Below are 22253 nucleotides of genomic sequence, written 5' to 3' on the forward strand. Positions count from 1 at the left end.
AGAGCCATGAGCCTATAAATAAAATTAAGTAAAAAATTTTAGAATTAAATTACTCCGCTCAAGAAAGAGGCGCGGTTTTGGTCGCTGGCGCGAAAAGACAGCACTCAATGTTCCCTTAATGGGGGAATTTAGGTTTCACTCTCGTTTGATTAACGCCACGCGCCGTTTTTACAGGACAACAGCGCTAATGATTCTGGATGCCAAGGTAGCTCAGAATGACGTCCTTTGCGTGTTGCCGACGCTCTTCTTGCCACGCATCGTCGTGCAGGTTCTGACCAACAACAATGCCAAGCGTGGCAGCGTTGTTCAGGTGGTGGGCTGAAAGGGCGACAATACTAAGATAAAGCTGGGCGGGATCAGGCTTTCGACTGAACACTCCGCTTGAATATCCACGCTCTACGAGATTCCGAATTGCTACGATGAGAGGCTCCGACATGTCACGCATCACCGCTGAACGCGCGATGTACATCCCGTTCAAGGCGTTTTCATTGCGCGTCATTTTGCGGAAATCGGCGTTATTTTTAAAGTAGTCGAAGGTGAATTCTACCAATTCTTTCAACTTCGTCACAGGATCCCCTACGCTAAAATTTAGCTGCGCTTCTTGGTCTCGGATCTGTTGAAAAATGTCTTCAAGAGCCGCGATATAAAGCTGCTCTTTCCCACCGAAATAATGGTAGATCATACGCGAGTTGCACTTGGCAGCCTTTGTGATGCGATCAATCCGTGCGCCGTGGAAACCGTGTTCGGCAAATTCGTCTATAGCGACAGCCAATATTTCGGCTTGTGTCCGCGTCGCATCGCGACTTCTGAATTTAGGGGATTTTGTTGGGGCGTTAGGACTACCACCACATTTTGCCGCCATAATTTCCCCGTATCGACCGTTGTTCTTATCTACCACATCTTCTCAGGCCATCTAATCGGTTCGAAACCGGATGGTAAAGCTGGCGTGAAAGTCCCTTAAGCTGACGGTGAGCCCAATGAGAGGCGGTAAATTGAAGAGATAATTTGGGGTTCAGATACCGCAAGCTGCCGATATTTTTGCATGCTGAACCCCCGTAGATCGCAAGAAATTATTAAAATCCCAAAGCCATTCCGTCTTTTCTTGAGTCACTACCACCTGTCAGCAAGCCTGTATCTGGGTCGATATAGATTGCCTGGCTCCCACCTATCGGGGATTCTTGCAAGGCCAGCACGTGCCCGCGCGCCGTCAAATCTTCGCGCACCTCCAAGGCAACACTCGGTTCAATATCCAGCACACCATCATGGGCAAAGCTGCGCGGTGCATCCATTGCTTCTTGTATGTCCATTCCCAAGTCCAGCACGCCAGACAGAAAGGCAGCGTGGCCAGCCGCTTGATAGTGCCCGCCCATGACGCCGAAGGGCATCACGGCGACACCATCTTTGCAAAGCATGCCAGGGATGATCGTGTGCATGGGGCGTTTGCGTGGCGCAATGGCATTGGGATGGCCTTCATTAAGCCGGAACGACGCACCCCGAGAGTGAAAAAGAACACCTGTGGTTGGATCTAAGCGCGTCGAGCCAAAACCGTGGAAGATTGAATTGATGAAAGACAGCGCATTTCCCTGTGCGTCAACGACGCTGAGATAGATCGTATCTTTATGCTCTGGCTCATTCCAAAGCGTAGGGGGCATAGCGCGACGCATGTCGATCCGCGCGGCCAGTGCGTCTACGATCTCGTCAGACAAGAGTGTTTCGACAACATCTGGGCAGTCTGCAGGATCTGCGATCAAAGCATCGCGGTGATGGTATCCCAGCTTAGTTGCCTCAGCGTGAAGATGGATGCGGTCAGCGTCGGAAAGTCCCTTACCCATGTCAAAGCGCGACAGGATGCGTAAAATGAGAAGGGCCGCCAAGCCTTGGCCGTTCGGTGGACATTCAAAGACGTCATGATCTCCGTAACGCGATGAAATCGGTTCAACCCAGTGCGCTTGATCCCGACCTTCGTGGAAATCCGCTTCGGTGTGCAGCCCACCAAGAGATTGCAGATGTGCCGCCATTTTCGCTGCAACGTCACCTTCATAGAAACCTGCAGCGCCTTTTTTTGCTATGATCCGCAGACTTTGGGCGAGCAAGGGTTGTGCGTGCATGTCGCCCGCTTTCGGCGCTTTACCGTCGGGCAGAAACAGCTTTGCTGCGTGTTCGTCGCCTGCAACTAAATCTGCGTTCGCAGCCCAATCCATCGCGACGCGCGGTGTTACAGGGTAGCCGTTTTCGGCGTATTTTATCGCGCGTGCGAATAACTGGTCCATTGGCAAAGAGCCATGATCCTTGTGTAATAGGCACCACCCCGAAATGGCACCTGGGATCGTGACCGAATGTGGACTTGTTTGGGGGATCTCATCCGTGAGACCTGCATTTCTTAGAGCTTCGACCGTTGCAGCAGCTGGCGCGCGTCCCGACCCATTCAGGGCCTTCACCTTACCGCCTATTGGCGCATAAAGCGCAAAGCAGTCTCCACCTATACCCGTCATCAAAGGGTCGACGACACACTGCACAGCCACTGCCGCAATCGCCGCATCTACTGCATTGCCCCCTTTGGTCAGGATCTCATGGCCGGCTGAGGTTGATAACGGATGAGAGGTTGCGATCATCGCTGAAGACGCGAGCGTACTGGGGCGGCGAGCAGAGAAGAAGTCAAACATTTCGGGTTTCCTGTAGTTAGCACCACTTGCCATGGGCTCGCGATGATCTTGTGTTAGCTGAAGAGGAACGACTATTTTGAGACCAGTGGATGCAGACACGCGACTGCGCGTTGAGTGCTGAGCTTTCCCAACTGCGGATCCTTCAGTCGGCAATCGTTCTGCGCGCTTGGGCAACGTGTCGAAAAACGGCACCCTTCTGGCAAGTTGAGAGGGCTTGGGATCTCCCCGGGCAATGGTTCTGAAAGCGGCTCAAAAAATTTGGGTGCAGCGGCACGAAGAGCCGCAGAGTAGGGATGAGATGGCGCATTAAGAACAGCGTCGGTCGGGCCAGTTTCGACGATACGGCCAAGATACATGATCGCGATTTCTTCGCAAAGGAAGCTCGCGACTCCAAGGTCGTGCGTAATGAAGATGAGCGTCAGGCCCATGTCTCGCTGTAACGACTGCAGTAGAATTAATAGCTGTGCTTGCGTCGACACGTCGAGCCCTGAAACAGCTTCGTCTGCAACCAGCACTGTAGGCTCCGATGCCAATGCGCGTGCGATAGCCACGCGTCGCACCTGTCCTCCTGACAACCCCGATGGATAGCGCTCAGCAGCGTCTGCAGGCAATCCGACCCTATCAAGCAGTTGCGCAACACGTGAGGCTTCGTCTTCGCGCGATACGATATTGAAGTGCCGAAGCGGTTCTGCAATCAGCGCGCCAATCGTCATACGAGGGTCGAGTGACCCACGCGCATCTTGATAGACCATCGCAACATCGCGTGCAAAGTCGATACCAGTCGCGCGTCCTTCCAGAATGGGTTTGCTGTTATAAAGCGCACGCCCCCCGCTTGGTCGGTCCAGCCCCAGCAGGACCCGAAGCAGGGTAGACTTACCCGAACCGCTTTCTCCGACGACTGCAAGGGACGTGCCTTTGCGAATATTAAGCCTAACCCCATCCAAAGCACGAAGACCTACCGTTTCGCGGCTAAAGATGGAGCGCCCTGGTTTGGGGACTTCGAACACCTGCTCAACTTCGATCAGCTCGAAGATGGGTTGCTCGGGGACAGTCGTATTGGTTTCGGCTAAGGTTTGCACAGTCATTCGGGGTTCCAACACGCAATATGGTGATCAAGCGAGCCTGTCGCGGTCTGCTGGGCTGGCACAAGAGGGGGTGCTTCGTCCGCGCATCGCGTCACTGCGCGTGGACAGCGCGTGCAAAACCGGCAGCCGTTAGGCATTTGCCCGTGAGACGGCACAGTTCCTTCGGGAACAGGTAAGTCTCTGGTACCGATTTCGAGCACACAGGATTTTAGTTGCTTAGTGTAGGGATGGCGATGTCGTTCAAGTACATCGCGTGCTGGGCCGCTTTCGACGACTTGTCCCGCATAGAGCACCGCGATCCTATCACAAGCCTGACTGGCAAGGGCCAGATCGTGCAGCACAAACACACAACTTGCGCCACGTTCACGGGTCAGTTGCAGGATCAGTCGGACAATTTGTGCTTGAATCGTGACATCCAGAGCCGAAGTCGGCTCGTCAGCCAAAAGCAAATCCGGACTACCTGCCAATGCGATAGCAACCATGACCCGTTGCTGCATGCCTCCAGATAATTGGTGCGGGAAGGCAGACATTCTACCTTCGGGATCATTGATGCCAACAGAGGCAAATAGCGCAACCGCTTGTTCTCGGGCGTCAGCCTTCGACAGCCCGTGGATGCGTTGCAAGGTCGTGCTCAGCTGACGTCCGACTGTGTATGACGGGTTCAACGCAGTACCTGCATCTTGGAAGATCATAGACAAACGTCGGCCGCGAAGCTTCACCATCTTTCGCTCAGATAGCGTGAGAAGGTCACCTTCGCCAATCAAGGTAGCGCTTCCGCTGACCCTCGCATTTTCAAGCAAGCGCATGATCGCAGTGGCGATAGTCGATTTTCCAGCACCGCTTTCGCCGACCAAAGCCATTGTCTCTCCCTGTCCAAGGGCAAGCGTGACACGATCCAAGATTTTAGCGGCACCTCGAAAGACGGTGAGGTCCTTGATCGACAAGACATGATTCACGGTCATATCGCTCATGACTCTCTCCGTAGTTTTGGATCGAATTCTTCGCGCACTCCGTCGCCGACTATCGACAGGGCGATCAGCAAAAGAGCCAGAGCAAAACCTGGCATCGCAGACATCCAAGGTGCAAAGCTGACAAAATCGCGTCCTTCAGCGATCATGAGGCCCCAATCAGGTGTCGGGGGCGTGACGCCGATGCCCAAAAACGAAAGGGATGAAGAAACCAGAATGGCCTCTGAGACGCGTATTGTGACCTGAACGGCGAGCGGGAAAATTACATTTGGTAAAACATGACGTAAAATCACACGCAGGTATGAAATGGACATCAGTTGCGCAGCTTCGATGAAAAGCTGGACGCGTACCTGCATCACATCACTGCGCACCGTTCGCGCAAAGGGCCCTATCATGGAAAGGCCAACTGCGATGACGACCTTGTCTACACCTTGCCCCAGGATCGCGATGAATGCGACGGCGAGGATCAGCGACGGCAATGCAAGGATGGCGTCGATCAACCGCATTAGGCCCCATTCTGCCCATCCACCCGAAAGACCTGCGGCGAGCCCAATGATCAGCCCGCCAACGGCACCAATCATGACAGAGAAAATGCCGATAATAAGCGCATATCGTGCGCCGTATATGACCCGCGAAAAGATATCTTGGCCGTAGCTATCTGTGCCCATCCAATGCACCACAGTGGGTGCTTTCATCATGACGTTAAAGTCCTGCTTAACGGGATCGAACGGGGCGACATAGGGCGCGAAAATCGCGGCCAGCACATAAGCCGCTGCAACAAGCAAAGCTGCGGTGAAGAAAGGCCGCCGTATGAAAACAGATCGACGGGATTTCGCAGCGGGTGAAGGGGTGTCCACAATCGGAACCGCGGCGACGCCCTTGGTCATTTGAACGCTCATTTGCTGGTCCTCAGTCGTGGATCAAGGAAGGGGTAAGACAGATCGACCAGCAGGTTCACGCCGATGAACAAAACTGCCGTCATCATAACGCCGGCCTGAACGACGAGGTACTCACGCCCCAAAACAGCAGAGGTTAGCATTTGGCCAACGCCAGGTAGGTTGAAAACTGTTTCTGTAAGGACAGTCCCTTGCAGCAGCACACCCAGTTGCAAACCAAGAATTGTAACAAGCGGCATGGCGATGTTGCGTACACCATGCACCCAGACGACGCGCCAATTGGGTTCACCGCGTGCGCGAGCAGCTGCAATATAAGGTTGCTCCAGCACTTCAATCAGTGTCGCGCGGGTAAGGCGGGTAATCATCGCAATGAAATAGGTCGAAAGCGTAAGACCAGGCAGGATCATGTGGTAAATGCCCTGCCAGAAGTTCTCCCACGGGGAGACGTAGCCCATGACGGGAAAAAGTTGGAGCTTCACCGCGAAGAACCAGATCAGCAAGATGCCCAGAAGAAACGAAGGAAACGCCGTGCCTGTCAGGGCCAGTACAGCCGACCCGGCGTCAAATATCGTGTCCTTCTTTATGGCTGACAATACGCCTAAAGGAACACCAACAAGAATTGCGAAAAGAAGAGAGAAGGAGGCGAGGGTCAGCGTGACAGGCAACGCCTCCTTAAAGGTATAGGTGAAAATCTCTGCGCGCGCGACATAGGATGTTCCCCAATCGCCCTGCACAAACTGGATCGCCCAATTCGCGTATTGGACAAGGAATGGTTGATCCAACCCCAGTTCGGCTCTTAGTGAATCGTAGCTCGCTTGAGAGAACTCTGACCCGAGCATGATCTGAATTGGATCGCCCGGTGCCAGCTTCAAAAGTCCGAAGCTGGCGACCGACACGACGAATAGGACAACGAATGTCTGCGCGATTTTCCCCAGTGCCTTAACGAGCATTAGCCAATACTCACAGTGTGTAGGTTCACAAGGTCAGCTGGGATATATTGGAACCCCTTAACTTTGGTAGAGAAGACTTTGTAAATCGGCATGTGGGCCATGACAGCGATGCCGGCTTCGTCCATCAGCAAGTCTTCTGCCTTGTTGTACAAAGCGCGTCGTGCTGCTGGATCCAACTCGACCTGAGCTTGTGCGCAAAGGTCGTCAAAGTCGGTGTTCACCCAACCGCCAAAGTTCCATGCCCCGTCCGATTTAAATTCGGGATAAAGCGTTTCATCGGGGTCAAGATCAGCAACCCATTCAAAGTCATAGAGGTCAAAATCGGAGGCGTTGCGGCGCTTCACCCAAGTTGCAAACTCCACAAGTTCCAGCTTTGCTTTAATGCCGATTTCGGCCAGCATCGGGGCGACAGTTTGAGCCACTCGTGTCCCAACAGGACCGCGTTCTGCCATCATATAGACGGCTTCCACCTCACCTTGGTTAGCCGCCTTGGCGCGGAAGGACTTGGCCTTTTCCAGATCATACCACTGACCGCGGCCGCTGGACGCAATGTCAGGATCAAAGAAGTCGGTCATCGGAGGCGAAATAGGGGTATACGCTTTCTGCGCACGACCAAAGTACGCCTGTTTCACGAGGGTATCTCGATCCAGAGCCCAAGCAACAGCGCGACGCAGGTTAACGTCGTCAAATGGACCGCGTTTGCAGTTCATCCCGACAAAGGTGTAGTTACCCTCGATCTCTCCGTACAGGTTCGCATTCGGAAAAGCTTCGACCTGATCGACAAGCTGCATCGGGCAATCGGTCATGCCGTCGATTTGGCCGGACATTAACGCCGCAAGCGCAGTCGAGGCCTCGTTCATCAGAACAAATGTCGCACGCTCAAGCTTTGGCAATCCCGGTTCGAAATAATCGGGGTTTGCTTCCAGTTCGATTGCGTCGTTTTCTTTCCAGGAAACAAACTTGAACGGGCCTGTTCCAACAGGATTCCGCCCATAGTCGGCACCATACTTCTGCACTGCGGCAGGGCTAACGATCGTGCCCGCACGTCCGGTCGAACCGTTCAGCGCTACGGGCAAAAAAGCGTATGGTTGCGAGAATGTTAGCTTCACGGTCAGCGGGTCGACGACCTCAATATTGTCCAGCAGAGCTAATTTCCACGCGTGTGGAGACTTGGGTTCCCCTTCTTTGACACGCAGTAGCGAGAATTTGACGGCTTCGGCATCACAGGGTGTCCCATCGTGGAACTTGACGCCGTCACGCAGCTTGAAGACGTGAACTTTGTCATCCTCGATGTCCCAGCTCTCTGCCAAGTCGGGTTCGAACGTGACGTTCTTGCCATCATAGGCGATTTTGAGAAGACCGTTGTGGATATTATTGATGATCTGAATGGACGACAGAAACCCAGTGAAGTGGGGATCCAAGGTATCAATGACCTTGATGGACGCGATTTTGATGTGACCGCTTTGTTGTGCACGTACAAGAGACGGTGCGCCGGCGGTTGCAGCTGTTAGCATGCCTGCGCCAAGGCCCTTAAGTACTGTTCTACGTCCGAAACGTGCGGACAGACGTTCGGCAAGAACTTTTTTGTGATCGATCGGTTTCATATTTTGTTTTCCCTGTTGGCATTGTCTCCTCCCTTGATCGTTTTGACCGACAAGTATTTGCGCTGGGTTTGTCCCAGTTCGCCGGCCTCGCGTCGGTTTTGAGGCATTCTGCTACCGAACTCTCCGGGTTGTTCGGCATCATGTAATTAAAGCTTGCAAGCACATGTATACAAATGGAAGCTAAAAGAGCACAAAACGACGGGATTGGATGGCTGATGATTATTCGTGCAGCAGATTGCATCTTTGAAAGCCTGATAGAGACTATCATGGTCGGCGAATTGGCCGCGGGCGAACCACTTGTCGAAAAGTCACTGGCCGAAAAATTCGGTGTATCGCGTACTCCGGTAAGGGAAGCCTTGCATCGGCTGGCCCAAGCAGGCCTCGCCGAGCGTGGGTCCCGGCGCGCCTACTTTGTACGCGAGATGGCACCCGAAGACCTTTCTGAACTATTCGAAGCCACTGGAGAGATAGAGAGCGCTCTTGCCGCTCTCGCAGCCAAACGTATGAGTGAAATCGAGCGCCGTCATCTTATGTTGATTGTTGACAGTGGCGATGCCTGCGACGACCCGACCGCATACAGCGATATCAACAGGCAATTTCACGAGGCTATAAAGTCGGGTGCTCGGAACTCAACACTCGCCTCTACCTTGGACGAGCTCAGCATGCGAACCTTTGCATGGCGAGCTGCCAATTTCCGAGAAGACAGTACGCGACTGGCGTCTTCTCGAAGCGAGCATCGTCAGATCGCTGACGCGATACTTAACTTAGATGTAGAAATGACGCGCAGACTGGTTTGCAGTCACGTCGCGTCATCATATCTTGTGTCGTCCGACATCCTTGCGCGCCGCAAGATGGAGTTACCGGTTAAACCGAACGCGTAGAGCCAAGTTTGTCCGGCGCGCAATTCTTTATAGTTGAGTAGCTTTGCGCTTCGTTGAATAACATCAGTCAGCCGTCACCTGCTAAGATAGTGAATAAGCTGATGACGGCAGTTTTATGTGTCTTAGGAGCGGTAATCCCCCCTAAAATTAGCGGTGTTCAAAAGTAGAATTTTCTCGGCAAGATATCTGAGGAGATTTACGATGAAGAACGGGCGATTTAGCGACGCGCAAATTATGGCAGTGTTGAAGCAGGCGGAGGGCGGTGTGCCGGTTTCTGAGCTGTGCCGCGAACACGGAATGAGCAGCGCCAGTTTCTACAAGTGGCGCGCTAAGTTTGGGGGCATGGATGCGTCTTTGATGTCTGAGATGAAGGATATGGCCGAGGAAAACCGTCGTCTGAAGCGCATGTATGCCGAGATGAGCATGCAAAACGACCTGCTGAAGGAAGCGCTTGGAAAAAAGCGCTAAGGCCGTCTCAACGACGAGAGATGGCCATGAAGGTGGTCGCGGTGCATGGGGTCAGCGTGGCGCTGGCTTGCCGCACGTTCCAGATCAGCGAGACCTGCTATCAATACAGCCCCACGCTGAACGACGAGAATGAGGAGATCGCCGATTGACTGGAGCGTCTTACCACGAACAAGCGCACCTGGGGCTTTGGTCTGTGCTTTCTGTATCTGCGCAATGTGCAGGGCTATAGCTGGAACCACAAACGCGTCTACCGGATTTACTGCGAGCTTGCGCTGAACCTGCGGATCAAACCCAAGAAACGGCTGAAGCGCGATAAGCCTGAACCGTTGGCGGTGCCTGATAGGCCCGATGAGACCTGGTCGATGGATTTCATGGCGGACCAACTCGCGGATGGCAGGTCGACCCGGACATTGAACGTGCTGGACGACTTCAATCGCGAGGGGTTGTGCATAGAAGTGGACTTCTCGCTGCCTGCAGAGCGGGTCGTGCGCAGTTTGAACCAGATCATTGAATGGCGCGGTCAACCTCAGGCAATTCGCGTCGACAACGGACCCGAATATGTCAGTGGAAAGCTAATGGAGTGGGCCGAGAAACGCAACGTTCGGCTGGAATACATCCAACCCGGCAAGCCACAGCAGAACGCTTACATCGAGCGCTACAACCGCACCGTTCGTCGCGAATGGCTGGGGCAATACATCTTTGAAACCATCGAGGAGGCACAGGACCAGGCAACCGAATGGCTCTGGGCTTACAACAACGAGCGACCCAACATGGGCATCGGCGGCATGACACCCGCCATGAAACTGAAAACGGCTGCGTAAATCCTACGGCTGGACCCCATTAAAAATGGGGGGATTACCTGATGTAGCGCGAAGAAAATGTTGGCAGAAAAACGAAGCTTATTTGTCAGCAACTTTCCTCTAATACTATTTGACGCTGGGCAACTTCTAGCTTGTAGCAGTCCGACGCTCCCGGAACGACGGCATGACTGGCGGGGTTCCTGAAAGTTCATCATCTTAGCCCTAGATCCGATTTCCACGGATCGGCAGCATCTTCTGACAGGGTGTGATCTCAGCTAATTTCCGACAGACACATGACGCAGAAGATCAAGGCTGCACAACCGTTCGGTCCAGTGAACACTCCAAATCATCGTTCTATACCGCCCACTTGAAGAATAGAAGAGAAGTAGAGTGGCGGATAACTTCGATGACACAGCGGGTTAAGCTTCGTCAATCACTCCATCTTGATCGATTTCACTGATAAATTCGGACCGCCAGACTCTGCCAATAAGAGTATCTTCATTTTTTTCGTTACGTAGGCGACCAGAATACACACCCAGAAATCTAGTCGCTATGTTAGATCGCCCACTATTAAAGTTTATCTGTCGACCGGGTACTCCGCTTATCGGGATCACTTCAGAGCATCGGGCGATCACCGGAGAGCCTGACATACCGGTCTGGGTGCTCGCATCTAAGAGATAGTAGTCGAGCAAACCCTCCTCTGTAACTCTTGGCTCCGCAGCAAGTGTCCCACGTTTCCATATCGTAACAGGCAAAATCTGTAATTTAAGAGGGAATCCCAATATAAATGCTTCGTCGGTCACTCCCAACTGAAAATCTGTGAGCGGCAGATGGTTCGCAGCGTTAATCACCACATCAGATGGCATACGAACAGGAAATAGCGCCACATCGATCCGCCTATCCTTGTCTCGATGAACCCACCACGTTGGTCGATCATCACTAGTCCAGATATCAAATAACAAAGTAAAAACTGTTTTGTCGGCTCTCCCACATAAAACGGCCACCTTATTTGGTATTCCTAGATTAGTATGCAGAGCTTTGCCTGTCTCGTTGTCGCGACCCGTAAAGTTGTGCCTGTTAGTTACCAAGAATGTGCCCGTAGTTCCCTCCCAAAAAAATCCAGTACCTCTACTGAGCAAGGTCTCATTGAAAAAGAACTCTAGATAAACTGGCACTTGCGTCCAAGGGTTCAAAATACTCTCCTGCAAAATGAAGCGGCTCAGGTTCCCATACAGCAAATAATAGATGAAAACTTAACGAGAAAGACCAGCAGCGCTACCGGATATCCCTAGATATCAGAGATCTGAACCAATCCTATCTGATCCGTCACTGTCACTTCAATCTTCATTTGATCTTCAAAAGCAGCACCGAGGCTAGTCTGGTGGGAGATCAATCGGCAAGGGTTCGTCCCCCGATGTCGGTTTTACTCTATTGGCAGTAAGTGTGGATCAAGTAATAGAACACGGCGTCCGCTATATAGGCATAGCCAACAGCTGCTGGATGGACGTAATCCGAAACACCCGTCAGCGTATTTGCCGATCGCGCCGAAACTGCCCTAGAGGTAGTCGAATAAGCCGTCTCGGCATCGAAAACATGGCTGATCTGTAAAAACTCAGTGTTCGTTTTTGACGCACACACATCCTTATATGCCTGACCAAACTGCTTCACGACGGTCTCGAACACTTGCCGTTCCGACACAAACCGATCCCCGGTGAAGGATTTGAAGTTGGTCTGCGGCGCAGGGTTCAGACCCAAAACGATAATATCTGTATCCGGATGTGTCGCATGGATTGCGTCGATCAGATCGGACAAGTCGATTGCTGATTGCTCCGCACCGTCGCCATAGACATCGTTCCAGCCAAGCAAGATGATCATAGTCAGGTTAGAACCTGTCGCGTTCACCCCGTTTGTCGGATCGCCTGTAAGATCAGAGCCACTCTCAGCCAGATAGTATGCAAGATCAAAACCACCTGTGCCACCGTTCGCGGCGGGGTTCCAGAAGGCATTGGTAACCCCACCGACTCCGGCGCTGTTCAGATAACGATTTGCATCCCAGCCGCCGCGACCTTCATGCAAGACAGCCTGATCCCCGCGCGTTCCGCGAAAGATCATGTTCGACAAGTCAAGGGCGGCTGGAGACTGGGCACCGCTCAACAACGCCGTTCCGGTCCCATTAAGTCGGCGCGACAGCTCATTGACATAAGCGCCCTCGATCCCCGCTTGCGAGACGCCTTCTGTTAGACTGTCACCAAAACAGATGACGTTGCGCGCCGCTGACGGGTTCAAAGGTGTGTCAGCGACTTTGATAAGGAATTGTGCCGCTGTCTGTTTTCGATTGTCAGGTCCGATAACCTCAAGCTTGACCGGAATATCAGCCGTGGTTGTCGGCAAAACCTTGCAAATTCGCTCATTTGCTTCTGAAATATTCCATGCCAAATCATATGCGCGATCAGCGACAATCCCTCGCGCATTCAGATAAATGGCCTCGTCCTTCAAGGCATAAGCCTCGCTAGGTGAGAAGGAAGACACATCTGCCGGTTTGGCGAAGATCGACCCAAACAAGCTATAGTCGCCTGTGGTCGCCGCAGAGGCCCGGATGAAAGCAACATCACTGTCGAAGATGGTATACGTGGCATCGGTGATCAGAGCCGACGCCGCCAAGGCACCAAGGTAGTTTCCGTCGATGTCGAATTTTGAAACTGACGCGACCAGGGCCGCGGAACCAACGCCAGTGTAAGTGAACTTCTGCCCTTGGATCACGGGAATTAGGCCAGTCGTTCGCCAGTTTGACGATACCGTCAAGACGCCTGTATCCTTGTGAATATAGCCTTCCTCGACGCCATCTTGAAAGTAATCGATGCTGGTGACTTTCGCCAAAACTTCCGCCAGCCCCTCGATGGCACCGTAGACAACCTGACTTTCAACAAAGAGCGTAAACACTTCTGTCGTTGGACCGGCAGCACGGATAAATTGGGCCGTCGGATAGGTTTCAGCGATCAAAACGACCTGTTCGAACGAGACAACATTGGCAAACCCCAAATAGACCTTTGCAGCGTCGTAAAATGCAAGATTGCACCCCGCGCTGGTGGCATTTGCGAGCGGTGAAGCGTCTGTACGGATGAAGTCCGTTGGCTTTACCGGAATAAAGCCCGTGCGCCGCCATCCAGTGCTGGCCGCCTCAGTGCCGTCCGCCTTAGCAATATACCCGTTCTCAACGATTGCTGCCTTGTTCGCCGGGTTCCCGATAAAGTAATTTACCTCAACCGGCGTTGCTGTCGCCGCCGCGAGGACGCTGTCTAATGCGTCTGCCGTCGGGATGTGACTGATCTGAGTAGCAACTGGCCCTGTCTCAATGAGGTAAAGCCCTACATAGTCAACGTCCGACGCGGATGCAGCAAATGTGTCGCCGACAGCAAGGGCCGCAACGCCCTCCGCTTTGGCGGCGTCAATTGTCGCATCGAAATACGCCCCCTTCACCGCGGCGATCAACGTCGTTGCATCCTTCGCGGCTTCTGCAGCGGCCCTATCAATTCCTGTTTGGATCACGTCCGCCCCGGTCGCCAGACGGTCCAAAGCCGTTTGTTCCTTTGCTAAACTGATGGCCTGAGCCAGTGGTCCAGACCCGAGCATCTGCTGTGAGAGCGCTTCGACAGTTGCAGAAACCGTTGATTTGTTTCGATTGCCAAGCACTTCATCAAGCACCGGTGCATTGAGCAAGTTGGTCGTGTTTACGCCGTTCTCTGCCATTTTCTATCTCCTAGAAAATCACGACAACAAACGGCCCCGAAGTCGGGCCCGCTATGTTCTCGCTGTTTTGAGGTTCAAAATAGTAGTCCCACGAACCGGCATCGACACAGGTTTCAGTTTCGCGGAAAACTACTAGTTCATCGACTTTGCCGTCGAACGCGGAGGTCGCGTCGAGAGCAAATTCAGTATTCCCAGTGACCGCTGCAAATCGGTCCAAAGCCAACCCATCAGCTGTGACAGCCGAACCACTGACGGTGGTTCCACCAATGAGGCTTGCTGTGACGCTGCCAGCCACATAGTCCGACAACGTGAACGCTACGCGATAGGTCGTGCCTGCCTCCAGAATGAGAGCCTGAGACAAGAGGCCAGTGTCGCCTGGCGTATGTTCTGCGCGTCCACCTGCGATGGCCCAGCCATCACCTTCCGTCCAATCCGTGATGTTCGCAAAGGTACCATTTGAAATCAGATTGAACCGGGTACCGTCGCCATCGGTATAGGAGACGGTAGAGCCCGCAGCAACAAGGAGTGGCAACCCAATCGCATGTGTGTCGCGGTCAAGGGGGTTGCCCGCCGGGACACGGTAGATCTGGATCTGAGAGGGCGCGTCGGCTGCAGGAACAGCGATTGTGATCGCTGCATAGCCCAGCAAGCCCATCACCATGACGGCGTCACTTCCCAAAGCTTCTGGAATAGCGGGGTCTTCTGCCCCGACGGTGATCGATGCGACGTCGGTGTAATCTCCCGGCGTGGTCGAGGCCAAGGCCCGCGCTCGAAGCTCAACCTGATCGGTGGCTGAATAGACGTCCAAGGATGCGCCCGCAGCAGCGGCAGGGATTGTCACCGTCACCCAAGTCGATGCTCCCTGAAGGCGATGATCAAGCTCAAATTCCGTGACGCCTGCCGTAGAGCCGGTTCCGGGACGCAGGATAACTTCGAGGCCATCCGGATCCCCCGTCCCAGCAACGCCACTGGAGATCGAGACAAATACCGGGACCGCCGGAACCGCAGCTGCCAAATCAACCTCAGCGCCCACACGGCCATCCCATGTGGGTGGCTCTTCCGCATCTGTCAGAGTATCAATTTCTGGCGCTGCGGCGACCATCAGGACGCGCGCCTGGAAGTCTTCTGCGGCCTCTATGCCTCTCACCCGCAACGCGAGACTTTCCGTCGAAATCGGGCCAATGTGGATGGCCTCACCAACACTTGGCAGTGGTCCGGTACCTGTCAGCAACAAAGCACGGGAAAGCTCGGATGAACTAGTGATCGACCTTACGACCGAGGCCCCGATGACGTCTTCCGGATCAGCAAACGTCCAGAACCGAACCCCAAAGCTTTCTCCTGCAACGACCTCCTCATCGATCTCTACCAGATTGCCGGAGACTGAGGTGACACGCGCCGCCACCAGTGTCCGACTGAGCACGTCGAAGCTGCCCATTACCAGATCTCCGCGCGTAACGACGCGGGCACGGCCGGACTGCATCGCAGAGAAACTGTCTGCGCGATACTGCAGCTCGTACATCCGGCGGCGCGCTTCAATCCAGATTTCATCCGGATCCGTCTTGCCGGGCAGCTCAATCGCTTCTGTCAGATTGACCGGGCCTTCGTGACCAGGCCAAGGCACAATCCGCTCGGCTTGCACATAGTCGTTTGTCTCATCTAAGAACGTGATCCGCATGCCATCGGGTGCATCGAAGTAGGATCGGGACCATTCGAACTGGTCGCTATTGCGCGGGTTGATGTGGTCGATGACCAATGTCTCTGGCCGGTCGATCACGACACCCCATTTGATGCCATCATGGCGGGGCGTCGCGCGGCCAGCAGCACAGATCGCATTGAGCATCTCGCCCAAGGCTTCCTGCGTGTCATGAACACGATCGTATTTCAGTCCCTTTGAGACACACCAGTCGTGCCAATCGGCTATCTGATCCATATCGATTTCAGTGGTCGATGCCGGATATGGGTTCTGTGGGCCCGTGAGCGCAACCAGATAGGCTGTCGCCGGTGTTCTTCCGTACCCCAGTTCCCACTCACCATCGATACGAACCTGGGCTTCCCGTTCGATCAGCGCGTTGAACGCATTGAGAGGTCCGCTCAGCTGATAGGTTGCGCGCACGCGGATCGCAGCGAAGGCAACCGGCTTATCAAGGTTGATCGGATATTCGGGTCGGACCGACTGGACGGCAGACAGCACGACCTTGTCAGATACCTGCGTGCTGAGGTTGTCCTCAGAAAGACGGGTCACTTCAATCTGCCAGCGACCACGTGTCGGCAAAGTCCAGCTGTGCTGGCGCAGAAAGCTCTCCTGCTTTGCCGCGTTCACGTTCAGTGTCACGACATCCGTCCAGACACCGATACCGTTCAGCCGCGCCCTGATCCGAACCGAGACGTTGTAGCCGTTCAAACGCCCTTTATCGTCGATTGAAAAAAGCCCGCCTGGGAAGCCGAGAATGACCGAGGCCCGCGCGGCATTGGTCGAGGTGAAGCGAATGACCGGGGTCTCTATGCTGGGGCCTGGCACGACTGCACCATCCACACCGCGAGGCAAGGGCCTGACAAGCTCGGCCCCGTCGTTTTCCTGAAGGACCTGCTCCGGATAAAGTGTCAGCGGGCCGTCGCCTTCGCGGCCTTCCCGGATCTCGACATCGATGTCCTCAAAATCTTCGATCGACGTGTCGCCGATCCGCAGGTCGGAGATCCGCAACGGACCATATCCAAAGCAGAACAGCGCGCGGACGTACTGATCATCCCCAACCACTTCGGTGTAGGTCTGAGCCGCAAACGGCGGCGCATAGCGATGCTTGCCCACAGCGAAGGGAATGGGGGAACCAGGGCGCAGCTCGTTGCGCCATCCTTCAATCCGGTAGACATTTCGTTTCTCGAGTGCATCCGGCGTTTGGACCGGAATGAGGGCGTTGACCAGCAGCTGCCCCACGATACTTAGACCGGCACCGACAAGTGCAATCCCGATCTTGCTTGTGACACCAAGAAAGCCTGCAATAGCGGGGGCAAAGGCCAGAGCAGCAACCGAGACGACCGCCAAAAGGACAGATCGCAGAGCGTTCTTGCCTGGAATGGCACGGATCACCACATGCGTGCCCGCCGTTGGCCTCATCTGCGACCAGTATTTCTCCTCCGCAACGGATGCCCCGCGATCGTTGACCAGGATGACGCGCAACAATCCGGATGCCGGACGAGCATGCGGCAAAGCCCGCGTGACAATCTCGTGGATGGTCAGACCAGGTGGCACGTCGAACGATACCCGCGCAATACCGGGATCGAAGAGCGGAGCTGCCATCACAGAGACGTTTGAACCGCTCATGAAGCCTCCTTCAAACCGGCTGCAAACCGGAATATTCCTGCGAGACGACGGTGCCAGCGGGGCGAGAGGTAGTCCTCATGCTTGGCCTGATCTTCGGTTGCCATGTGAAGCATCACACCGGGCCGCACGTAGATCCCCACGTGGCTTTCAAGTCGGCCGTGCCGGAACAGCAGAATGTCGAACGCCACCGGCTCTTCAACGAGTGACCAGATCGAGGTTGCGGTCTCTTTGCCGATCAGCGAAGCGACCTCGGCCTGCTCCTCGGCGCTGACGTATCCATCCCGATAGTCGGGCAGAGTCAGACCAAGTTCCGCCTGATAGACGACCTTGGCCAGCCCCCAGCAATCGCATCCGGTGACAGACCGGCCGAGGTCTTGGTAGGGAATGCCGACATATGTGTTTGACCAGCTCATCGAAACAGTCCCGGAAAGCGGTCTTTGGTGAAGCGATCCATGGGAACGCTTTCTTCCTCGACCGGCGCACGGCTCACCTGAAGGCTGACCGAACCCGCGTTGCCATCAGCCGAGACCATCACCATCCCGCGAAACTCCACCTCAACGAGATCCGGAGACCCTGCCAGGACAACGGCCATATGGACGGTCGGACGGTCCGTAAAAGAACGAAGCAGCGCTGCGATGTCGCTGTCCACATTCTCAACCACAATGTTGGCGGCCGCCGGTGCGTCTTCGAGGTCGCTTGGAATATCCGTCGACGCGAGAATGAACAGAAAGGGCTCATTGGCTGGGTCACTGTCCATCCAGGTGGAGCGCGTCCCATACATCAACGGCTCGACCGACAGCCGCTCGCTTGGATCCGTCGAAAGGCGGACAGGTGCGTCAAGCTCGGGATGCTCGATCATGATCAGCGCAATCTCGATCTCGGCCGTGGAGGGAGCATCAAAGGCCGTGCGCGCGTTCAGGGACACCCGTCTCATGGCATCACCGTCACGGAAAAAGCTATGACGAACCGGATGCCCCGGATGCTTTGCACCGGCGTCTCTTCTCCGAAGAGGCAGAGCCATTGGGCCGACAGCAGGATTGGGGAGCCGTCGTCGGTCAGCAAAGGGCTGCCAGACGCGTCAAGCAATGGCCAGCCATCGGTCATGGGATCGGGCATCCAGAAGGGCAAGCTGCCGAACTTCGTCTCGTACTCATAGAACCCGTCGAAGACGGCTTTGAGGCTGCGCGGCACGTCGATCGACAACGTGACTGTGCGCGCGACACTGGACCAGCGCCGACGATAGCCTGGGGGACCTGTCTCGGTCGGCTTGCGCAGACGGGGATCGTTGATCTGGACCTGAAGGTCTTCCCGCTGGGGTCTGGGCAGGTCGATTGGCCATGTCGGAACGCTCATCTCAGCGCCCCTTTTTGCCGCAGACCGAACCGGTTGCTCAGCACCCGCTTGGCACCGCCGCCGGACTGGGTCATTGCGTCACCGACTGCGTCTGCCAGGACAAGCTTGGTGCTGCGTCGCCCTTGACTGTCTACACTCTCCTGACGGGTTTGCGTGATCGGGGCGCTTGAGTGGTTCTCGATGGTGATCTGCGGGCGCATGTCGATGCCACCGAACCCACCGGATGTGCCGCCAATCTGCCCGCCGTTTGCAAATCCGGGAATGTCAGCCCCGGCATTGATCAACTCCAACAGTGTCCGGTTTTTCGCCGTCGCTTTGGCATTGACCATGTATTCGCCGGGGGACCCCCAGAGCGGCACCTGATCCGACTTTCCGCCGCCGCGACCATAGACCATACCGCCGACGGCAAGCTTTTGACCTGCTGGCTTTTGACTGGGGAAAATGGCACCGAGGGCCAGATCAATCAGGCCGCCCCCGCCTGACGTCCCGAAGAGTTGAGCCAACGGGCCTTCTCCCAACAAGAGCGCCTGAAACGCCATGTCCTGGATCTTGCCCGATAGCGTGTCCAGTACGCCGCCAAGATCGCCACCGCTGCGACGCAGATCCTCAAAGGTGCCATAGGCGACGTCGCGATAGCTGTCCCACGCTGCCTTCTGCTCATCGACGGCGGTCTTTTCGCGGTTGCGGGTCGCGATCAGTTCGCTGATCTTGGCACGCTCGGCTTCAGTTGCCCCAGCAAGCTTTTCTCGGTGGCGCAGCATCTCTTGCTGAACCGGGTCGGTCTCGCGCAAAATCGCCAGCTCGTCTTCCAGACCGCTGATCAGATCCGTGACGGCTTCGCGCTCTTTCTTGAGAGCATTGGCTGCACTGCCGCCACCGCCTCCGGAGCGCGTCTTATTGACAATGGGGTTGTTGTTCGCGTCCAGGCGGGGACCGGTATAAACGAAGCGGCCGTCGGTCTTGTCGGTCTCACCTCGGCGGGCGCGTACCTCAGCCATCCCGTCGCCGCGCCCACTGTAGACAACACCGGCCTGCATGTTTTGCAGCGACAGCGCCTCGTTCAACGCAATGCCGAGGTTTTGGGCAAGGGCTGCAGCCTGTGCCACCGCCGGGGAAATGCCTGCGGCGATATCGACAAGCGAGAGAGCGTGGGCCGCATCCCAGGCAGCCATGATCTCATCTTTCAGGGACTGGGACATATCCGCAGTCAGCCGTGTCCGTTCAAACACCTCTCGCTCTGCAGCGATCCGTGCCTCGGCCACCTGACGGCTGTTCTGTCCATGGCGGGCCACCAGAGCTTGCATTTCGGCTTGCTGTGTCAGCTGATCAAGAAGCACCTTACCTTGTGAGGCGGCAGTATCGGAAGCCTGTCGGGAGTTGGCATACGCGCCATAAATTCTGCCTTGAAGCTCCAGTTCGTCTCTCTTCTGCTGAAGAATTTTTTCGTTCCAAGCGATCTGGCGTTCAAACGCTGGTTCAATCGCGCGCCGACCTGATTGCAGTTGGTCCTCAACGGCGACGAGTTTGCCGCTTTCTTCCACCAAGGCTCTTACCTGGTCGGCAATCGCCAAGAACTGTGCGGGGATGTCGTCTGCATTGCCATATAGCTCGAATAGCAAGCTGCTTAGCGCAGTTGCCGCGTTGATCGCATCCTGTGGACCGCTCGCGTTTCCGAGTTTGGAGACGGCGTCATCAAGCGCAAATGCTTCCTCTTTTGTCAGCTGGTACTCCGAGCGAAGGCGCTCGATTTCAGGGAATTGATTACCAAAGAGATCGCTGTTGAGGTTGGCTTTCTGCCTCTCAGTCAGAATTTGCATTTCGCCAGCTAAGGCGACCACGCTGCCGCGAAGATTATCAAGGGCGTTCGCCCGGTCGATCTTTTGCTGGTTTTCAAAGTAGGATTGAGCGGCTGCCGAAGCGCTCCCAAACCCTTCAGCCATCTCGCCCGTCGAATTGTGTGCAAGTTCTGCCGAGCTCGCGTAGCGATCGACGGAGTTAGCCAGCTTGTCGACGCGATCTTCCAGCTTTTCAGCTTCAGGGCCTGCATCAGTCAGCCATCCGACCATGGCCGCACCCGCGGCAATCGACCCGATCGTGATCAAGCTGACCGGGTTAAGCATCCCCAAAAACGCACCGCCAAGTGCCTTCACCGCACCCGCCGCGCCCATAGGGCCGATGACCTGGCTGATCTGAGTACCTTGCTGAAGCGCGAGGGTCAGCGGGTTCTGCCCGGCAGCCATCATCACGCCAATGTCGTTGAACTGCGCGACCAGGTTGCCCATCTGGCCAGCAGCCGCATTGTTTGACTGTCCCATGATCTGGGCGCTTTGACCGGTTGCCAAATACTGGGCTTCAGCCAGCGCGAGGACACGGTTCGCTTCGGCTTGTGTTGCAGCGCCGGCCGCGACTGAGCGACGGGTTTCATCGACGACGGCTTCGTACTGCATGGAAGCGCGATAGACCGGATCGATCGACATGCGCATCGCATCGAAGCTGGCTTTGTTCTGATCGAGCGTGCCGCCAAATGCTGCCGCACTTTGGCGCGCACTGTTGTTCGCGGCACCGTAGCCGGTCAGGCGCTCGATGCGTTGCTGGACGGCGGTGTTGGATCTCGTGACGGCCTGCTGAACCGCTTTCTCGCCGGTCGCAAAGTTGCTGTTTTCGTTCGCCGCGGATCTGGTCGATTGATCCAGCGCGGCGGTGCTTTTGTTCAGACTGTCTGTAGCCTTCTGGGTCCCGCCCAATGCGGAGGTGGTCTCGGCCAGGGCTTTCTTCGCCCCGGTCGCATCCCCTCCGACATAAAGACTGGTCTTGAAGCCGCTCACATCATTCTCCGAATTTCAGCCAAAGCACCTTGCTCGATGGTTCTGATGTCGCCCCACATGTCCGCGTCGACGGTGAGGCCTGCCAGCTGCAGCCCGGACTGGGCTGCCGTGTAGTCGAGACCGACGGGCATGATACGGGCACCGACGGCAACCACCCGCCATTGCGAGCAGATGGTGAAGAACGCTTCGAGTGCCTCAAGATGCCAAGGCCACAGCTCAAGCTCTTCGGTTCCGGTGTTGTCCTGGTACTGCCCCAGATCGATCCCGAGCAGTACGGCATCCGAATTCGCATCATCTTGCCGCGGGGTCTCATTGGGCGATCCTTTTGCCCATGCAGCCCCCGCGGCCTTCAGTTTCCCAACGTGCCCTTGTGCAGCCCCTTGAAATATCCGCTGACCAGACCGAGGCGGACATAGGCCTTGTCCAGTTCCTGACTGATCTGTTCCGGTGTCGACGGGACATGATTGTCGTCGTCATCGACCAGATTGTCGAAGCTCACGACGACGGCCTTCAGAAAACCGAGCGTGCCGGTACCTGTGCTGAGGTCGAACCCGTCTGCTTCGGAAATCGGCATGGCGCGGAAGGTGGTTTTCAGCTCCGCTTCGGTAAAGCCTTCACCATCGGGGATCTGGATCGACACATCGCGGGTGAATGTCGGGGATTGATTGATCTTGAACATTGCAGCGTTCCTTTC

The 22253-nt window shown here is 55.4% G+C and carries 17 protein-coding genes and 1 pseudogene; 2 read left to right on the forward strand and 16 right to left on the reverse strand.

All coding sequences use genetic code 11. From position 1 onward, the window contains the following. Nucleotides 1–184: 184 nt before the first annotated feature. From SJY36_RS03925 to SJY36_RS03955, 7 genes are all read right to left on the reverse strand, one after another. Entirely contained in the window at nt 185–898 is a 714-nt protein-coding gene (locus SJY36_RS03925) for a TetR/AcrR family transcriptional regulator (RefSeq protein WP_254655151.1), read from the reverse strand. A gap of 175 nt (nt 899–1073) precedes the next feature. Further along, nucleotides 1074–2663: a gamma-glutamyltransferase gene (ggt, locus tag SJY36_RS03930; RefSeq protein ID WP_386173108.1), complete on the reverse strand. Its 1590-nt coding sequence runs from the start codon at nt 2661–2663 to the stop codon at nt 1074–1076. A 71-nt stretch (nt 2664–2734) separates the two neighbouring features. Further along, entirely contained in the window at nt 2735–3748 is a 1014-nt protein-coding gene (locus tag SJY36_RS03935) for an ABC transporter ATP-binding protein (protein ID WP_278425140.1), read from the reverse strand. After that, on the reverse strand, nt 3745–4719 hold the full coding sequence (locus SJY36_RS03940) for an ABC transporter ATP-binding protein (RefSeq protein ID WP_386173111.1): 975 nt from the start codon (nt 4717–4719) through the stop codon (nt 3745–3747). Before SJY36_RS03940 ends, SJY36_RS03935 begins: the two co-directional genes overlap by 4 nt. Beyond that, the gene (locus tag SJY36_RS03945) at nt 4716–5615 is read right to left on the reverse strand and encodes an ABC transporter permease (RefSeq protein WP_278425142.1); all 900 of its coding nucleotides are present in this window, start codon (nt 5613–5615) and stop codon (nt 4716–4718) included. The genes SJY36_RS03940 and SJY36_RS03945 overlap by 4 nt, the downstream gene beginning before the upstream one ends. After that, nucleotides 5612–6562, reverse strand: coding sequence for an ABC transporter permease (locus tag SJY36_RS03950; RefSeq protein ID WP_386173113.1), 951 nt, complete (start codon nt 6560–6562; stop codon nt 5612–5614). Before SJY36_RS03950 ends, SJY36_RS03945 begins: the two co-directional genes overlap by 4 nt. Beyond that, nucleotides 6562–8166: an ABC transporter substrate-binding protein gene (locus tag SJY36_RS03955; RefSeq protein WP_386173115.1), complete on the reverse strand. Its 1605-nt coding sequence runs from the start codon at nt 8164–8166 to the stop codon at nt 6562–6564. The genes SJY36_RS03950 and SJY36_RS03955 overlap by 1 nt, the downstream gene beginning before the upstream one ends. Nucleotides 8167–8381: 215 nt before the next feature. On the opposite strand from SJY36_RS03955, the gene SJY36_RS03960 reads away from it, so the two are divergent. Next, nucleotides 8382–9047, forward strand: a complete 666-nt coding sequence (locus tag SJY36_RS03960) for a GntR family transcriptional regulator (protein WP_386173117.1) — start codon at nt 8382–8384, stop codon at nt 9045–9047. A 201-nt stretch (nt 9048–9248) separates the two neighbouring features. Beyond that, nucleotides 9249–10336: pseudogene (locus tag SJY36_RS03965) on the forward strand (IS3 family transposase). Between the two features lie 398 nt (nt 10337–10734). Here the strand turns inward: SJY36_RS03965 and SJY36_RS03970 are convergent. The 9 genes from SJY36_RS03970 to SJY36_RS04010 form a co-directional block, all read right to left on the reverse strand. Continuing rightward, nucleotides 10735–11508, reverse strand: a complete 774-nt coding sequence (locus tag SJY36_RS03970; protein ID WP_386173119.1) for a serine protease — start codon at nt 11506–11508, stop codon at nt 10735–10737. Nucleotides 11509–11743: 235 nt separating this feature from the next. Continuing rightward, nucleotides 11744–14062, reverse strand: coding sequence for an SGNH/GDSL hydrolase family protein (locus SJY36_RS03975; RefSeq protein ID WP_386173121.1), 2319 nt, complete (start codon nt 14060–14062; stop codon nt 11744–11746). Nucleotides 14063–14072: 10 nt separating this feature from the next. After that, nucleotides 14073–17381 carry a phage tail protein gene (locus SJY36_RS03980; protein ID WP_386173123.1) on the reverse strand — a complete coding sequence of 1103 codons (3309 nt, stop codon included), beginning with the start codon at nt 17379–17381 and terminating at the stop codon, nt 14073–14075. Then, entirely contained in the window at nt 17378–17794 is a 417-nt protein-coding gene (locus SJY36_RS03985) for a C40 family peptidase (RefSeq protein ID WP_386173125.1), read from the reverse strand. Before SJY36_RS03985 ends, SJY36_RS03980 begins: the two co-directional genes overlap by 4 nt. Beyond that, nucleotides 17791–18315, reverse strand: a complete 525-nt coding sequence (locus SJY36_RS03990; RefSeq protein WP_386173127.1) for a hypothetical protein — start codon at nt 18313–18315, stop codon at nt 17791–17793. Before SJY36_RS03990 ends, SJY36_RS03985 begins: the two co-directional genes overlap by 4 nt. Next, a complete protein-coding gene (locus SJY36_RS03995) occupies nt 18312–18734 on the reverse strand; it encodes a hypothetical protein (RefSeq protein WP_386173129.1) in 423 nt (140 codons plus the stop codon). The genes SJY36_RS03990 and SJY36_RS03995 overlap by 4 nt, the downstream gene beginning before the upstream one ends. Beyond that, nucleotides 18731–21559 (reverse strand): phage tail length tape measure family protein, encoded by a 2829-nt coding sequence (locus SJY36_RS04000; RefSeq protein WP_386173131.1) that lies wholly within the window; start codon nt 21557–21559, stop codon nt 18731–18733. The genes SJY36_RS03995 and SJY36_RS04000 overlap by 4 nt, the downstream gene beginning before the upstream one ends. Next, nucleotides 21556–21948, reverse strand: coding sequence for a DUF1799 domain-containing protein (locus SJY36_RS04005; protein ID WP_386176440.1), 393 nt, complete (start codon nt 21946–21948; stop codon nt 21556–21558). The genes SJY36_RS04000 and SJY36_RS04005 overlap by 4 nt, the downstream gene beginning before the upstream one ends. Further along, complete coding sequence (locus SJY36_RS04010; RefSeq protein WP_386173133.1) at nt 21909–22238, reverse strand: hypothetical protein; 330 nt, start codon at nt 22236–22238, stop codon at nt 21909–21911. Before SJY36_RS04010 ends, SJY36_RS04005 begins: the two co-directional genes overlap by 40 nt. Nucleotides 22239–22253 lie beyond the last annotated feature (15 nt).

The sequence above is a fragment of the Sulfitobacter sp. R86518 genome, from assembly GCF_042466275.1.
Taxonomy (GTDB): Bacteria; Pseudomonadota; Alphaproteobacteria; order Rhodobacterales; family Rhodobacteraceae; genus Sulfitobacter; species Sulfitobacter pontiacus.

Bases quoted from the DNA above. Each gene is read 5' to 3' on its own strand.
- SJY36_RS03955 (WP_386173115.1), bottom strand. From the start codon at position 8,166: ATGAAACCGATCGATCACAAAAAAGTTCTTGCCGAACGTCTGTCCGCA.
- SJY36_RS03960 (WP_386173117.1), top strand. From the start codon at position 8,382: ATGATTATTCGTGCAGCAGATTGCATCTTTGAAAGCCTGATAGAGACT.
- SJY36_RS03975 (WP_386173121.1), bottom strand. From the start codon at position 14,062: ATGGCAGAGAACGGCGTAAACACGACCAACTTGCTCAATGCACCGGTG.
- SJY36_RS03935 (WP_278425140.1), bottom strand. From the start codon at position 3,748: ATGACTGTGCAAACCTTAGCCGAAACCAATACGACTGTCCCCGAGCAA.
- SJY36_RS03950 (WP_386173113.1), bottom strand. From the start codon at position 6,562: ATGCTCGTTAAGGCACTGGGGAAAATCGCGCAGACATTCGTTGTCCTA.
- SJY36_RS03985 (WP_386173125.1), bottom strand. From the start codon at position 17,794: ATGAGCTGGTCAAACACATATGTCGGCATTCCCTACCAAGACCTCGGC.
- ggt (WP_386173108.1), bottom strand. From the start codon at position 2,663: ATGTTTGACTTCTTCTCTGCTCGCCGCCCCAGTACGCTCGCGTCTTCA.
- SJY36_RS03990 (WP_386173127.1), bottom strand. From the start codon at position 18,315: ATGAGACGGGTGTCCCTGAACGCGCGCACGGCCTTTGATGCTCCCTCC.
- SJY36_RS04010 (WP_386173133.1), bottom strand. From the start codon at position 22,238: ATGTTCAAGATCAATCAATCCCCGACATTCACCCGCGATGTGTCGATC.
- SJY36_RS03945 (WP_278425142.1), bottom strand. From the start codon at position 5,615: ATGAGCGTTCAAATGACCAAGGGCGTCGCCGCGGTTCCGATTGTGGAC.
- SJY36_RS03980 (WP_386173123.1), bottom strand. From the start codon at position 17,381: ATGAGCGGTTCAAACGTCTCTGTGATGGCAGCTCCGCTCTTCGATCCC.
- SJY36_RS03995 (WP_386173129.1), bottom strand. From the start codon at position 18,734: ATGAGCGTTCCGACATGGCCAATCGACCTGCCCAGACCCCAGCGGGAA.
- SJY36_RS03940 (WP_386173111.1), bottom strand. From the start codon at position 4,719: ATGAGCGATATGACCGTGAATCATGTCTTGTCGATCAAGGACCTCACC.